The sequence below is a fragment of the Modestobacter sp. SYSU DS0875 genome, from assembly GCF_054050915.1.
In genome coordinates this window covers 62,674-76,011 of sequence record NZ_JBJHAH010000007.1, presented here as the reverse complement: position 1 = coordinate 76,011, position 13,338 = coordinate 62,674, and the positions used below count along the sequence as shown (strand labels likewise).

At 72.6% G+C, this 13,338-nt stretch carries 14 protein-coding genes; 9 read left to right on the top strand and 5 right to left on the bottom strand.

Annotated features, from left to right (window positions below; genetic code table 11):
* Positions 1–22 precede the first annotated feature (22 nt).
* Positions 23–556, bottom strand: coding sequence for a methylated-DNA--[protein]-cysteine S-methyltransferase (locus ACI79Y_RS05885; protein ID WP_457157574.1), 534 nt, complete (start codon positions 554–556; stop codon positions 23–25).
* Positions 553–2,040 carry an AlkA N-terminal domain-containing protein gene (locus ACI79Y_RS05880; RefSeq protein WP_457157573.1) on the bottom strand — a complete coding sequence of 496 codons (1,488 nt, stop codon included), beginning with the start codon at positions 2,038–2,040 and terminating at the stop codon, positions 553–555. The genes ACI79Y_RS05885 and ACI79Y_RS05880 overlap by 4 nt, the downstream gene beginning before the upstream one ends.
* 142 nt (positions 2,041–2,182) lie before the next feature.
* Between ACI79Y_RS05880 and ACI79Y_RS05875 the strand changes: the two genes are divergently transcribed.
* From ACI79Y_RS05875 to ACI79Y_RS05860, 4 genes are read left to right on the top strand one after another with little or no spacing between them, the layout of a single operon-like run.
* Positions 2,183–3,106 carry an ABC transporter ATP-binding protein gene (locus ACI79Y_RS05875; protein WP_457157572.1) on the top strand — a complete coding sequence of 308 codons (924 nt, stop codon included), beginning with the start codon at positions 2,183–2,185 and terminating at the stop codon, positions 3,104–3,106.
* Entirely contained in the window at positions 3,103–3,936 is an 834-nt protein-coding gene (locus tag ACI79Y_RS05870; protein WP_457157571.1) for an ABC transporter permease, read from the top strand. The genes ACI79Y_RS05875 and ACI79Y_RS05870 overlap by 4 nt, the downstream gene beginning before the upstream one ends.
* Positions 3,937–3,949: 13 nt before the next feature.
* The gene (locus ACI79Y_RS05865; protein ID WP_457157570.1) at positions 3,950–5,197 is read left to right on the top strand and encodes a sensor histidine kinase; all 1,248 of its coding nucleotides are present in this window, start codon (positions 3,950–3,952) and stop codon (positions 5,195–5,197) included.
* Entirely contained in the window at positions 5,194–5,841 is a 648-nt protein-coding gene (locus ACI79Y_RS05860; RefSeq protein ID WP_457157569.1) for a response regulator, read from the top strand. The genes ACI79Y_RS05865 and ACI79Y_RS05860 overlap by 4 nt, the downstream gene beginning before the upstream one ends.
* A gap of 8 nt (positions 5,842–5,849) precedes the next feature.
* Here ACI79Y_RS05860 and ACI79Y_RS05855 read toward each other — a convergent pair whose 3' ends face one another.
* Complete coding sequence (locus tag ACI79Y_RS05855; protein WP_457157568.1) at positions 5,850–6,335, bottom strand: hypothetical protein; 486 nt, start codon at positions 6,333–6,335, stop codon at positions 5,850–5,852.
* Positions 6,336–6,489: 154 nt separating this feature from the next.
* Here ACI79Y_RS05855 and ACI79Y_RS05850 point away from each other — a divergent pair, with 154 nt between their 5' ends.
* On the top strand, positions 6,490–6,936 hold the full coding sequence (locus ACI79Y_RS05850; RefSeq protein ID WP_457157567.1) for a hypothetical protein: 447 nt from the start codon (positions 6,490–6,492) through the stop codon (positions 6,934–6,936).
* Positions 6,937–7,122: 186 nt separating this feature from the next.
* On the top strand, positions 7,123–8,196 hold the full coding sequence (gene ychF / locus ACI79Y_RS05845) for a redox-regulated ATPase YchF (RefSeq protein WP_457083052.1): 1,074 nt from the start codon (positions 7,123–7,125) through the stop codon (positions 8,194–8,196).
* Positions 8,197–8,279: 83 nt separating this feature from the next.
* Here ychF and ACI79Y_RS05840 read toward each other — a convergent pair whose 3' ends face one another.
* A complete protein-coding gene (locus ACI79Y_RS05840) occupies positions 8,280–8,486 on the bottom strand; it encodes a tyrosine-type recombinase/integrase (protein ID WP_457157566.1) in 207 nt (68 codons plus the stop codon).
* On the opposite strand from ACI79Y_RS05840, the gene ACI79Y_RS05835 reads away from it, so the two are divergent.
* The 3 genes from ACI79Y_RS05835 (at position 8,485) to ACI79Y_RS05825 (ending at position 11,699) form a co-directional block, all read left to right on the top strand.
* Positions 8,485–9,588 carry a mandelate racemase/muconate lactonizing enzyme family protein gene (locus tag ACI79Y_RS05835; protein WP_457157565.1) on the top strand — a complete coding sequence of 368 codons (1,104 nt, stop codon included), beginning with the start codon at positions 8,485–8,487 and terminating at the stop codon, positions 9,586–9,588. The two genes, ACI79Y_RS05840 and ACI79Y_RS05835, sit on opposite strands and share 2 nt — an antisense overlap.
* Before the next feature lie 379 nt (positions 9,589–9,967).
* Entirely contained in the window at positions 9,968–10,537 is a 570-nt protein-coding gene (locus ACI79Y_RS05830) for a GNAT family N-acetyltransferase (RefSeq protein WP_457157564.1), read from the top strand.
* A 286-nt stretch (positions 10,538–10,823) separates the two neighbouring features.
* Positions 10,824–11,699: a fructosamine kinase family protein gene (locus ACI79Y_RS05825; protein WP_457157563.1), complete on the top strand. Its 876-nt coding sequence runs from the start codon at positions 10,824–10,826 to the stop codon at positions 11,697–11,699.
* A gap of 1,134 nt (positions 11,700–12,833) precedes the next feature.
* On the opposite strand, the gene ACI79Y_RS05820 is transcribed toward ACI79Y_RS05825, so the two are convergent.
* Positions 12,834–13,220 carry a hypothetical protein gene (locus tag ACI79Y_RS05820; protein WP_457157562.1) on the bottom strand — a complete coding sequence of 129 codons (387 nt, stop codon included), beginning with the start codon at positions 13,218–13,220 and terminating at the stop codon, positions 12,834–12,836.
* Positions 13,221–13,338 lie beyond the last annotated feature (118 nt).

The window sequence follows — 13,338 nt, the reverse complement described above, 5'->3', positions numbered from 1 at the left end:
GCAGAACCGGGTGCAAGGCCGCCTATGCCTGGGGGAGGGGGGCGGTGTGGGCGGCCTCGTGGTCGAGCAGCCAGCGCTTCACCGGGGTGCCCCAGCGGAAGCCGCCCAGCCCGCCCCCGGTGGCGAGCACCCGGTGGCAGGGCACGAACAGCGCCGCGGCGTTCCGGGCGCACGCGCCCGCCGCGGCGCGCACCGCCGCCGGCCGCCCGCAGCGGACGGCGAACTGGGCGTAGGTGTCCGGGCGCCCGGCCGGCACGGTGCGGAGCACGTCCCACGCCTCGGTGAGGAACGGGCCGGAGCGCTGCCGCACCGGCACCCCGTCGATCGCGGCCACCTCGCCCGCGGCGAACGCCTCGACGGCGTCCAGGACCGGCAGCCGGCCGGCGGGCTCCACCGCGTCGGGGCGCAGGGCCGGGTGCACCACCGGGAGCAGGTCGCCGACGTCGGCCGTCCAGCCGCTGGCGAGCACCACCTCGTCGTCGACCAGCACGGTGAACGGGCCGGGTGGGGTGGTGACGGTGGCGTACCGGGCAGGGGGCGTCCGGGCAGGGGTCATGAGGCGCTCCGTTCGGGGAGGGGGCCGCGGGTGAACAGGGACGGGACGGCGAGCGCCCACAGGTGCATCACGGCGTAGGAGCGCCACGGTCGCCAGCGGGTGGCGGCGTCGGCGTCGGAGCTGCCGAGCGCGGCGAGGCTGCGGCGCAGCGCGAGGTCGCCGGGGAGCCAGACGTCGGGGTCGGCGAGGCCGCGCAGGCCGACCAGGGCGGCGGTCCACGGGCCGATGCCGGGCAGGGCGAGCAGCGCCCGCTCCGCCTCGTCGCGGTCGACGCCGGGCCCGAGGGCCACCGTGCCGTCGGCGAGCGCGGTGGCCAGCGCGGTGACCGTCCGCCGGCGCGCGCCGGTCAGGCCGACGGCGGTGAGGTCGGCGCCGGCCAGGTCCTCCGCAGCGGGGAAGGCGTGCGTGAGCGTGCCGACGGGCTCGGCGAGGGGCCGCCCGGCCGCGGTGACCAGCCGGGCGGTCAGCGTCCGGGCGCCGGCCACCGACACCTGCTGGCCCAGCACCGCCCGCACGGCGAGCTCCGCGGCATCGGGGGAGGCCGGCACCCGGCGTCCGGGGGCGGTGGCCACCAAGGGGGCAAGCGCCGGGTCGGCGCCGAGCAGCTCGTCCACGGCGGCCGGGTCGGCGTCGAGGTCGAGCAGCCGGCGGCAGCGGGACACCGCCGTGCCCAGGTCGCGCAGGTCGGTGAGCCGCAGCTGTGCGGTGACCGCCGGCCCGCCGTCCGGGGCGGGGGAGAGCCGGACGACGGCCGGGCCGTGCGGCAGCGCGAGCACCCGGGAGAACGTGGTGCCGTCCCACTCCTCCAGCCCGGGGGTGGCGTGCGCGCCGAGGAAGAGCAGCACCTCGTCGGCGGCGAACGGTGCCCGGGCGGCCAGCCGGAGGGTGAGCCGGCCGGGGCCGCCGCCGTCGCCGCGCGGGGTGGCCGGGCGCAGCGCGGTGGGGGTGGTCGCGAACACCGACCGGATGGTGTCGTTGAACTGCCGGATGCTGGCGAAGCCGGCGGCGAAGGCGACGTCGGCCATCGGGAGCGCGGTGGTCTCGATGAGCACCCGCGCGGTCTGCGCCCGCTGCGCGCGGGCCAGCGCCAGCGCGCCGACGCCCAGTTCGGCGGTGAGCAGCCGGTGCAGCTGCCGTTCGGAGTAGCCCAGCCGCGCGGCCAGCCCGCCGACCCCGGCGCGCTCCACCTCGCCGTCGGCGATCAGCCGCATCGCCCGGGCGACGACGTCGGCGCGCACGTCCCACGCCGGCGAGCCGGGAACGGCGTCGGGCCGGCAGCGCCGGCAGGCGCGGAAGCCCGCGGCCTGGGCGCCGGCGGCGGTGGTGTGGAAGGAGACGTTGCGCTGCAGCGGGGTGCGCGCCGGGCAGGAGGGGCGGCAGTAGATGCCGGTGCTGTGCACGGCGGTGACGAACCAACCGTCGAAGCGGGCATCGCGGCTGGCGACTGCGCGGTAGCAGCGCTCGGCGTCCAGCAGCTCGGTCACGGCGTCGAGCATGGCACCGCCCCGAGCCGGCCACTGGCGGGTATCGGACACGGCGGTGGGCGGCTGCCGTCCACCGATCGGTGGACGGCGGACCCACGGCTCGACGGTCCCGGCATCCGCCCACCGCGGACAGGCTCGGGCCATGACGACGACAGAGGCGGCGCCGCTCGCGGCGACGACCACCGGAGGGCCGCCGGCGATCAGCGTGCGCGGCCTGGGGAAGCGCTACGGCGGCCGGGCGGTGCTCGAGGGGCTGGACCTCGAGGTGCACCGGGGGGAGTGCTTCGCCCTGCTGGGGCCCAACGGTGCCGGCAAGACCACGACGATCGAGATCCTGGAAGGCGTCCGGAGCCGGGACGGCGGGGAGGTCGGCGTCCTCGGCGTGGACCCGGCCACCGCCGGCCGCACCTGGCGCGCCCGGATCGGGGTGGTCAGCCAGGGTGAGGGCGCCGCGCAGGCGCTGACCGTGCGCGAGGCGCTGGACCACTTCACCACCTACCACGCCACTCCGCGACCCACGGACGAGCTGCTGACCGCGGTCGGGCTCACCGAGCAGGCCGGCACCCGGGTGGGGAGGCTCTCCGGTGGGCAGCGCCGCCGGCTGGCGGTGGCGCTGGGGGTGCAGGGCCGGCCGGAGCTGGTCTTCCTCGACGAGCCGACCACCGGGATGGACCCGGTCGCCCGGCGGCAGTTCTGGGAGCTGGTCCGCGGTCTGCGGGTGGACGGGACGACGGTGCTGCTCACCACCCACTACCTGGACGAGGCCGCCGAGCTCGCCGACCGGGTCGGGGTGGTCAGCGGCGGGCGGCTGGTCGAGGTCGCGCCGCCCGACGAGCTCGGGGCGGCGCTGCGCCGCCGGGCCACCGTCCGCTGGACCGAGAGCGGCGTGCGCCGCGAGGTGCGCACCGAGAGCCCGGCCGCCGTGCTGCGCGACCTGCTCGCCGCGCAGCCCACCGGCGAGGTGCCCGACCTGTCCGTCACCCGGCCCGGCTTGGAGGACGTCTACCTCGCCCTCGTCGGCGCCGCCCCCACCGGGACCACCGACCTGCAGGGAGAGACCCGATGACCGCCGTCCTGGCGCCCTCCACCACCCGGCCGGTCCCGCCGTCCGCCGCGCGGATCGCGCTGGCCCGCACCCGGCTGGAGCTGCGGCTGTTCGCGCGGGAGCGCCAGCAGGTGGTGTTCTCCTTCGCCTACCCGATCGTGATGATGGTGGTCTTCGGCTCGGTGCTGGGCGGTGACGTGCTGCCCGGCGGCGTCCCGTTCCCGCAGTACTTCCTGGCCGGCATCGCCGCCACCGGCATCATGCTGAGCAGCTTCCAGTCGATCGCCACCTCGATCGCCGCGGAACGGGAGGCCGGTCAGCTGGAACGGCTGCAGGTGCTGGGCACCCCGCCGGTCGCCTACTTCGCCGGCAAGGCCGGGCTCGTGCTGGTGACGACGGCGGTGCAACTGGCCCTGCTGCTGCCGGTGGCGCACTGGGGCTACGACGTCCCGCTGCCGGCGGGCGCCGGGGCCTGGGCGACGTTCGGCTGGGTCGCCGTGCTCGGTTCCCTGGCCGGCACGGTGCTCGGCATCGCCGTGGCCGCGCTGCCCGGCAGCGCCCAGTCGCTGACCACCGGGGTGACGGCCTTCGCGGTGGTGCTGCAGTTCTTCAGCGGGGTGTTCTTCGCCTTCCCCGAGCTGCCGGGCTGGATGCAGCAGGTGGCGGCGGTCTTCCCGCTGAAGTGGCTCACCCAGGGCATGCGCTCGGCGTTCCTGCCCGACCAGGCGGCGGCGTTCGAGGTGGCGGGGGGATGGGAGCACGGCAGGACTGCCCTGGTGCTGGTCGCGTGGGTGATCATCGGTGTCGTGGTGTGCACCCGGACCTTCCGCTGGCGCTCGGCCGATCGATGAGACAGGCCGACGGGTGAACCTGGCCGCCCGGCTCCGCGCCGCCGTCGTCCCCGCCCGGGGCGGGGACGACGGCGGCGCACCGCTGTCCGACCGCAGCTGGCGGGCCACGGTGGTCGGCCTGCACGTGGTCTTCGTGGTGATGCTCGGCGTCGCGGTGCTGGCCACCTTCGTCGCCCGGGTGGAGGGTTCGCGGGCGGTCACCCTGGGCGCTCTCGCGGTGCTGGTGGTCGCCTACCTCGTGCTCGGCGCCCCCGCCATCGGCGAGGACCACCCGCGGCGGGCGGTCGGGTACCTCACGGTCCTGGTGGGGGTCTTCGCCGTGCTCGGCTGGCACGCACCGGAGCTGCTGTTCCTGCTCTTCCTCGCCTATTCGCAGGTCTGGTTCCTGGTCGAGTCGGCTCGGCCGGGCGCCACCTGGACGGTCCTGCTGGCGCTGGCCAGCACGGCTGGGCCGACGGTCTCGTGGACCCGCGGCACCGAGCCGTTCTCGGGCATCGTGCAGACCTCGGTCGGGCTGGTGTTCAGCCTGGCCCTGGGCCTGTGGCTGAGCCGGGTGCTGCAGCAGAGCCGCGAGCGCGCGCAGCTGATCCGGGAGCTGGAGGACACCCGGGTCGAGCTCGCCGCGGCGCACCGCGAGCAGGGGGTGGCGGCGGAGCGGGAACGGCTGGCCCGCGAGGTGCACGACACGCTGGCGCAGGGCTACACCAGCATCGTGGTCCTCGCCCAGACCGCCGCGGCACAGGTGGACACCGACCCGGCGGCCGCCGCCGAACGGCTGGCGCTGATCGAGGAGGTGGCCCGGGACAACCTCGTCGAGGCCCGGGCGATGGTGGCGGCGTTCGCGCCGGTGCCGCTGGACTCCACGACGCTGCTGGAGGCGCTGCAGCGGCTGGTGGAGCGGTTCGGCCGGGAGACCGGGATCGCCATCCGGGTCGACCTCGCGGCGCTCGATGCGCTGCCGGGCCTGAGTCGTGCGGAGGAGATCGTGCTGCTGCGCGGCGCGCAGGAGGCGCTGGCCAACGTGCGCCGGCACGCCGCCGCCAGCGCGGTGGTGCTGCAGGTCAGCCGGGTGGGCGCTGAGGAGGCGGGCCAGGTGTCGGTGCACGTGGCGGACGACGGGGTGGGCTTCGACCCGGCGACATCGGCCGGGGTCGGCCTGGCCGGCCTGCGCGATCGGGCAGCCGAGGTGGGCGGCGCGGTCGACGTGGTCTCGGCACCGGGAGAGGGCACCCGGGTGACCGTGCGGGTGCCGGCGCCATGACCACCACCCGGGTGCTGGTCGTCGACGACCACCCGGTGGTGCGTGGCGGGCTCGTCGGCTGGCTGGCCGCGCAGCCGGACCTGGACGTCGTCGGCGAGGCGGGCGACGGGCTGGCGGCCCTGGCGGCGGTCGCCGAGCACGGGCCGGACGTCGTCCTGATGGACCTGCGGATGCCGCGGATGGACGGCGTCACCGCGACCGGCCGCATCCTCGCCGCGCACCCCGGCGTCCGGGTGCTCGTGCTGACCACCTACGACACCGACGCCGACATCGTGCGCGCGGTGGAGGCGGGTGCGGCCGGCTACCTGCTCAAGGACACCCCGCTGCCGCACCTGGCCGACGCGGTGCGCGCGGCCGCCCGCGGGGAGACCGTGCTCGCCCCGCCGGTGGCGGCGAAGCTCTTCTCGCGGATGCGGGCGCCGGCGGCCGACGCGCCCACCGAGCGGGAGCTGCAGGTGCTGGCCGGGGTGGCCCGGGGGCTGACCAACGCGCAGATCGGCCGCGAGCTGTTCATCGGCGAGGCGACGGTGAAGACCCACCTGCTGCGGGTGTTCGCCAAGCTCGGCGTCGATGACCGCACCCGGGCGGTGCTGGTGGCCGTGGAGCGCGGCCTGCTCCCGGGGCCGGGAGCGGCCTCGGGCTGACCGCCGGTTCAGCCGTCGGCACCCCACGGCACCACCGGGCCCAGCAGCTCCCCGTCGTGCGGCACCCCGTCGGCGTCGCGGTGGACGGCGCGGTGCTCGTGGCTGCCGGCGGCGTGCGACAGTGCGGCGAGAAGCAGCCGCACGGCGTCCCGGTCCAGCCCGGCGGCCAGGTCGGCGAGGTCGACGGACTGGCCGTCGGCGAGGCTGGCGGCGGCCCGCAGCAGCCGCCGCTGGCTGCCGGTGCCGGTGATCGCCCCGGTGCGCAGGGCGCCGTCCAGCTCCGGCCACAGCACGGCGGCCCAGGGCCCGCCGTCGAGGGCGCCGTCCAGGGCGATGGTGATCAGGCCGGCCGTCTGCAGCCGGGGCAGCCAGTGGCCGTCGTTGGCCAGCAGCAGGACGGCGGCCTCGGCCGCGTAGTCGCCGACCGCGGCGCGCAGCAGGGCGCCCTCGAGGTCGACCAGGTCGAGGTCGGCCACCCGTGGTTCGTCGAACACCGTGCCTCCCTGGGCTGCGGACGGAGTGCCCGGCAGTGTGCCCGCGGGCTCCGACAGTTCCGGCGCGTGCGGGGAGTGCCACGGTTGGCCTCCGGCTCGCCGGGTGGCAACGTGCCACCTCGGAGGAACCGACCCGTCGACGGGAGGAGCAGGCGTGCGGACAGGGAGGACTGCGCTGCAACTGGCTCGGATCCTCGTGCTGCTGGTGCTGCTGCGCGCGACCGGGTGGTACGTCGACACGAGGAACCAGCGGACGCCGCCTGTCGACACGGGCGAGCTGTGGGGATCGTGGGCGCTGGTGTCCCTGGTCAGCGTCCTCTTCGTCGCGGGGGTGCTGGTGGGCCGCCGGCACCGGCACCCGTGGGCGGTGCTGGCCGTCGAGGCCGTGGTCGCGGCCGTGCTCGCGTTCGTCCCGCCCTTGCAGTGGGTGCTCTGGTTCGGGATCGGGGGTGGGTGGATCACCGCCGTGGGCGGCGGCTTCGTGCAGCCGTTGGCGGTGGCGTGGCTCGGGGTGGTCGTCGCCGTGGGCCTCCGCCAGGTGCGGAGTGCCCGTGCAGCGGCGTCCCGCACCCCGGCAACGGACGTGTCCGCCTCGGCCTGACCCGCCGGAGGTTCGTCCGCCAACGGTCCCGTGCCCGCTGCCGCGGCGGCATCGACCGCGACGCGTGGCAGACGCCGGCGCCGGCTCGCGTCTCCCCGTACGGAGTGCTGCACGGGAGGCTCGCCTCCGTGCCCGACCGCTCGCCGTCGGCGGCCGACTGGCGGGGTGCACCTAGGCTGTGCTCCCGTGAGTCTCACCATCGGCATCGTCGGCCTGCCCAACGTCGGCAAGTCGACGCTGTTCAACGCCCTGACCAAGAACGACGTGCTCGCGGCGAACTACCCGTTCGCGACGATCGAGCCCAACGTCGGCGTCGTGGGTGTCCCCGACCCCCGCCTGGAGAAGCTGGCCGAGGTCTTCGGCTCGCAGAAGATCATCCCGGCCACGGTGAGCTTCGTCGACATCGCCGGCATCGTCCGCGGCGCCAGCGAGGGCCAGGGGCTGGGCAACAAGTTCCTGGCCAACATCCGCGAGAGCGACGCGATCTGCCAGGTGATCCGGGTCTTCACCGACCCCGACGTGGTGCACGTCGAGGGCCGCGTCGACCCCGCCGACGACATCGAGACGATCAACACCGAGCTCGTGCTGGCCGACATGCAGACGCTGGAGAAGGCGGTCCCGCGGCTGGAGAAGGAGTCGCGCAAGGACAAGGACCGCAAGGCCCTGCATGACGCCGCCGTCGCCGCCCAGGCGGTGCTGAACGAGGGGAAGACCCTCTTCGCCGCCGGGGTCGACCCCGAGCCGCTGCGCGAGCTGTCGCTGCTGACCACCAAGCCGTTCCTGTACGTTTTCAACGTCGACGCCGACGAGCTGGCCAACGAGGAGAAGCTCGACGAGCTGCGTGCCCTGGTCGCGCCGGCCGAGGCGATCTTCCTGGACGCGCAGACCGAGTCCGAGCTGATCGAGCTGCCCGCCGACGAGGCCGCCGAGCTCCTCGCCTCGATCGGGCAGGACGAGCCGGGGCTGGACCAGCTGGCGAAGGTCGGGTTCCGCACGCTGGGCCTGCAGACGTACCTCACCGCCGGCCCGAAGGAGTCGCGGGCCTGGACCATCCCGGTCGGCGCGACGGCGCCCGAGGCGGCCGGGGTGATCCACACCGACTTCCAGCGCGGCTTCATCAAGGCCGAGATCGTCGGCTTCGACCAGCTGATGGAGGCCGGCTCCATGGCCGAGGCCAAGTCGCGCGGCTGGGTGCGCATCGAGGGCAAGGACTACGTCATGGCCGACGGCGACGTCGTGGAGTTCCGCTTCAACGTCTGACAGGCACTGGACCTGCAGGTCAGCGGCTAGTCAGAGACGTCCAGTCCGCACAGAGTCCGCAGGATCGTCGAGTGCTGCGGACATCAGGCCGTCCGTGGCGGCCCGGTGCGGTCGTAGGCGTCGGGCCACAGGTGTCCGTAGGTGTTCAACGTCGTGGTCGCCGAGGCGTGCCCGATGGCGCGCTGGACGGTGACCACGTCGCAGCCGGAGGCGATGAGGCCGAAGGCGAAGAAGTGCCGGAGGTCGTGCAACCGCAGGCCGGTCAGCTGGCGAATCGGAAGGACCACCATGCGGATCGCCGAGATCCACCTCTACCAGGTCGACCTGCCGTTGAACGGCACCGTCTACCGGTTGTCCGAGGGCGCCTACACCGCCCTGGACTCGACGGTCGTGCAGATCGTGTCGGACACCGGGCTCTCCGGATGGGGCGAGACGTGCCCCATCGGCCCGACCCACGCCCCAGCCCACGCCCTCGGCGCTCGCGCGGCCCTGACCCAGATGGCCCCGGGCCTGATCGGCCAGACCGTGACCGGGCCCGTGGCGGTCCAGCGCGCGCTGCACGGCCTGCTCCACGGCCACAACTACGCGAAGGCCGCGATCGACATCGCGGTGTACGACCTGGTCGGCAAGGCCCACGGCCTGAGGGTGTGCGACATGCTCGGCGGCGCGATGACCGATCAGGTCGACTCTTACTACTCGCTGACGCTCGACGACCCCGACGAGACCGCCCGCATCGCGGCGGAGAAGGTCGCCCAGGGATACCCCCGCCTCCAGATGAAGGTCGGTGGACGTCCGGTCGAGATCGACATCGAGGCGATCCGGAAGGTGTGGGAGGCGACCGGCCGCACACCGCTCGTCGTCGACGCCAACCGGGCGCTGCTCACGCGCGACGTCCTGCGGATCGACCGGGAGTGCGCCGACATCCCGTTCGCGTTCGAGCAGCCCTGCAACACCATGGAGGAGATCGCCGCGATCCGCGCCCAGCTGGACCACCCGGTCTACCTGGACGAGAGCACCGAGAACCTCGGCGAGGTGCTGCGGGCGATCTCGCTCGGGGTGTGCGACGGGTTCGGACTCAAGGTCACCCGGCTGGGCGGCCTCGGAGCCATGGCCACCGTCCGCGACGTCTGCGAGGCACGCTCGCTGCCGCACACCTGCGACGACTCCTGGGGCGGGGACATCATCGCGGCGGCCTGCGTCCACATCGCCGCGACCGTGCACCCCCGCCTGCTCGAGGGCGCCTGGATCGCCGAACCCTTCGTGGACCGCCACTACGACTCGGCACACCCGGTCCGGGTCGAGGGCGGCCGCATCCAGGTGCCGACCGGTCCCGGACTCGGTGTGGTCCCCGACGACGGCGCTTTCGGCGATCCCGTCGCATCGTTCGCCTAGATCAGCTCAGCCCTGCCGGGTGAGGAGCTCGTCGAGAACGAGGTCGCGCGATGTAGGAGCGGCCAGGACCACGCGCGATCACCCCCCCGCCCCCCCCCGGCGAGCCGGCTGCGCCGGGCCACGCGGCCCGCGCCCGTGCGTCCACCTCCACAAATCGGACCATCGGGAAGTGGCGCCTCTCGTCGACTTGGCACCTCGGGATCTTTCGGTCCAAGGCGGCGCTCGGCGGCCCGAAAACGGTCGGGTAGTGGTCAGTTCGTTAACGGGCGTTATCGGTCAGCATGCCCGGGGCGCCGCCGGTACTGTGTGGGTGTCTCCGGTCCCGCAGTGGGCACCATGTCCGCTGATGCCACTTAAGCCAGTGATGGAAGGGAACAAGGTGAGCACGGGACTGGACAACTGGGTGGACAGGCCAGCGGGGGATGACCTGTTGCGCAAGCTGGTGTTACGGCCCCTTCAAGAAATCGATCTACCGGTCCTTCAGCAGTTGGGCAGCCGTGACGCGAGCGGCTGGAACTGGTCGGGACACCGGTCGGAGGTCAGTCTGCGACGCCGCTTCGAGGAGGACGGCTACCTGGGCGACGAGGACGGCTGGATGGTCGCTGCGGTCGGCGACGGTCCGTGTCTGGCGTCGGTGGGCTGGCGCGCCATCAACTGGGCCAAGCCGCCGTACTCCCGGGCCTGGAACATCGGGATCACCGTGCACCCCGAACACCGCCGGCAGGGCATCGGAACGCGCGCTCAGCAGCTGCTGTGCGACTACCTGTTCGAGACGACGAGCGCCAATCGCATCGAGGCAGTGACCAATGCCGAGAACACTGCAGAGCAGCGTGCGCTCAAGGCAGCCGGCTTCAGCTACGAGGGCACCATCCGCCAGGCGGAGCTCCGGTTCGGTCGTTGGCACGACATCCAAATGTTCAGCCGCCTCCGCAGCGAGTGGCCGTCCTGATCTTCGCACCCGCGCGCTCGCCGAGCGGCCGTCCACATCGCTGACGCTCGTCGGCCCGAAAACGGTCGGGTATCGGTCAGTCCAGTAACGGGCGGTTGTGGGCCGCCGTTTCGGTACCCGTTTTCGGTACGCAGAGTGACGGTGGCCGACTTTCGCTAGTACGCCCTCGCGGGCTCGCCAATGGTTACGTGATCATCGTCGGCGAAGAGCGGCGTGGTCAGGTATGGCGACTGTCTTGCAACGGGAAGTCGGCCGGTCGGGTTGTTCCTACGTATCGTCTAGATCTGTGACGGCTGCTCTGCTTAATGCCCAACTGGTCCGAGCCGGGTTCGATGTGACCGAGGTCCGTCCAACCAGTCAGGGCTTCGCTGCCGTCTCGGGGTTTGCCTCGCTCGCGGACGGCCGCAGCGTCTTCGCGAAGACCTTCGCTCAATCTCCTGGTGCTGAGGTCTTCGCCGCCGAGGGGGACGGGCTCGACGCGCTGCGCGCCGCGGGCCTGGCGACCCCGCAGATCGTGTACCGCGACGCGGAACTACTCGTCCTCTCCCTGTTGCGAGCTCATGGTGAAACGGTCGAGTTCTGGGAGCGGCTCGCGCAGGACCTCGCTCACGTGCACGCGACGACGGTGCACCCCAGATTCGGCTGGCCGGTCGACAACTGGATCGGGCCTTTGCCGCAGCGCAACGCATGGCACGACGATGGTTTCGAGTTCTTCACCGAGTGCCGCGTACTGCGCTGGCTGCCCGAGCCGCGCGTGGAAGCGAAACTCGACCCGTCCGACCGGAACGCACTCGAGCGGCTGTGCGCGGCACTGCCGGACCTCATGCCGGCACGATCTGCGTGCTTGACGCACGGCGACTTCTGGAAGGACAACATCCTCGCAACCGACGACGGCTCGCCCGCCGTCATCGACCCAGCGGTCTCATACACGTGGGCCGACGTAGACGTCGCGCACCTGTGGTCCACACCGCGCCCGACCCAGGCCGCGACGTTTTTCGCTGTGTACGGCGAGCTGACCGGCGCCGAGCCGGGCTGGACTGACCGGCTCGCCTACGTGCAGCTGCGTCAGCACCTCGCGCTGATGGCGATGTTCGACGATGATTGGGGATCGACCGACGCGGTGCATGCGCTGATCGCACCGTTCCGCCGGATCGGCGTCTAAGTGATGGACCCACCACGGACGCCGGTCCCAATCTTGGCCGATTGACGCTCATCGGACCAAAAACGGTCGAGTGTCGGTCAGTCCGTTAACGGGTGGTTGTGGGCCCCTGTGTCGGAACCCATTTCCGGTCACACAGATCGACGGTCAGGGAGAACCTGCCACCGAAGAGCTCCCTGCTGCGGGAACCTCAGCTTCGGCGCCCAGGCCGTAGTTGCCGTCAGGTCTTAGTGTGAACCCGATGGCGTCCACCGAGTCCAGCCATTCTGAGCCGAACTTCTCAGTTGGCGGGAAGTGCTCCAGCAAGACACCGCGCCGCGGGCTCTCGAAGGTCAGCATGTGATATCCGCTGACGGTGACACCCTCGGAGTCGACAGGCGCAACGTCCGTGATGGTGACCGGACTCGAGCCTCTCTCGCTGGGGAGCATCAGACCCAGTGCCGAATCAGGCCAGTCGGCCGCCGGTGCACACACGATGTCCTTCGACTCGTCGAAGTGGAGTGGTCCGGTGGAACTGCCGGCGGCCGCACAGGCCGCTGGACACAGGCTGAGTACAGCCAACGCAGCGATCCTGCCGATCGATTCGCATGCGCCGCGGTGCCACCGAGGGGTGGCTAATCCGATCAAGCAGACACTTCCCGATGCCACGTCGCCCCGCTGATCTTGCATGACTCAGCTGCCCTTGGTGAGGTCGGCATGCGGGGTGACCGGCGCCGGTCGTCGATCGTTTTGTGCTCAGCGCCGGCGGGTTCCACTGCACCAGGGACTGCTCGCCGGGCCGATCGAAGCGGTGGACGCCGGTGCACCATCTGGCCAGCGTATGGGTGCTCACCGGTCCGGCGTGAGAAGCGAGGTCCCGTAGCGGCGCCCCATGGGCAGCTCTGGAAGAAGCCCGAGGGGCCCTCTCAAGGTTGGGCGGCCCGGAAACGGTTGGGTATCGGTCAGTTCGTTGGGGGGGGGGGGGGCGAGTTGCGTCTGGCGTGCGTGCTCGTCAGAGCAAGCGCATCCACCGGACAGGGGCGGCTCGGTGCGCGCCTGGGTGAGCGCTGCCAGCTGGCGGTCCCGCGCAGCCGCAGGCTTCGTCGGGTGACCGTCGCCGGCCTGTGGGGAACTGGTCGGCGGCGCGGGCGACCTGACTCAGATGCCGACGTTGAACGATGACCGGGTGACGCCCTGGGCCCGCTGGGCATCCCGATCGGCCAGTAGGTCCAAAGCCTTGTTGAGTCGGTCGGGAGAGAACGATGCGGCCATGTCCGAACTGCCCGCGTACTGCCTGAACAGGCCCGTCAGGTAGCCAGACGTGACCTCACCTTGCAGCTGACCGTTCTGCCGGTGAATCGCCATGATCACGATCATGGAGTCGACGGGCTCCTTGCCGGGGTTCAGCACTGTGCCATCGGAGGAGATCTCATACCCAGTGGCGGCCTGCAGCAGTTGCCGGTCGCCGGGGGTCAGGTAGCTCAGCAAGTTGTCGCCGTTCGGGGCGTAACGCTGGGCGTCGCTCATCGTCGGCTTGGAAGCCACCGAGGCGAGGGCAGCCTCGAAACCGCCGCTCTCGGATGGTCCGGTCGCAGAGGGCGGCGGGCCGGACTGCCGAACTGCGCTGAGTGACTGAAAGTACGAGTTCGCAGGACCAATATGC

Coding starts and splice junctions, on each gene's coding strand:
- ACI79Y_RS05885 (WP_457157574.1), bottom strand. CDS start 556: ATGACCCCTGCCCGGACGCCCCCTGCCCGGTACGCCACCGTCACCACC.
- ACI79Y_RS05875 (WP_457157572.1), top strand. CDS start 2,183: ATGACGACGACAGAGGCGGCGCCGCTCGCGGCGACGACCACCGGAGGG.
- ACI79Y_RS05870 (WP_457157571.1), top strand. CDS start 3,103: ATGACCGCCGTCCTGGCGCCCTCCACCACCCGGCCGGTCCCGCCGTCC.
- ACI79Y_RS05860 (WP_457157569.1), top strand. CDS start 5,194: ATGACCACCACCCGGGTGCTGGTCGTCGACGACCACCCGGTGGTGCGT.
- ACI79Y_RS05835 (WP_457157565.1), top strand. CDS start 8,485: ATGCGGATCGCCGAGATCCACCTCTACCAGGTCGACCTGCCGTTGAAC.
- ACI79Y_RS05840 (WP_457157566.1), bottom strand. CDS start 8,486: ATGGTGGTCCTTCCGATTCGCCAGCTGACCGGCCTGCGGTTGCACGAC.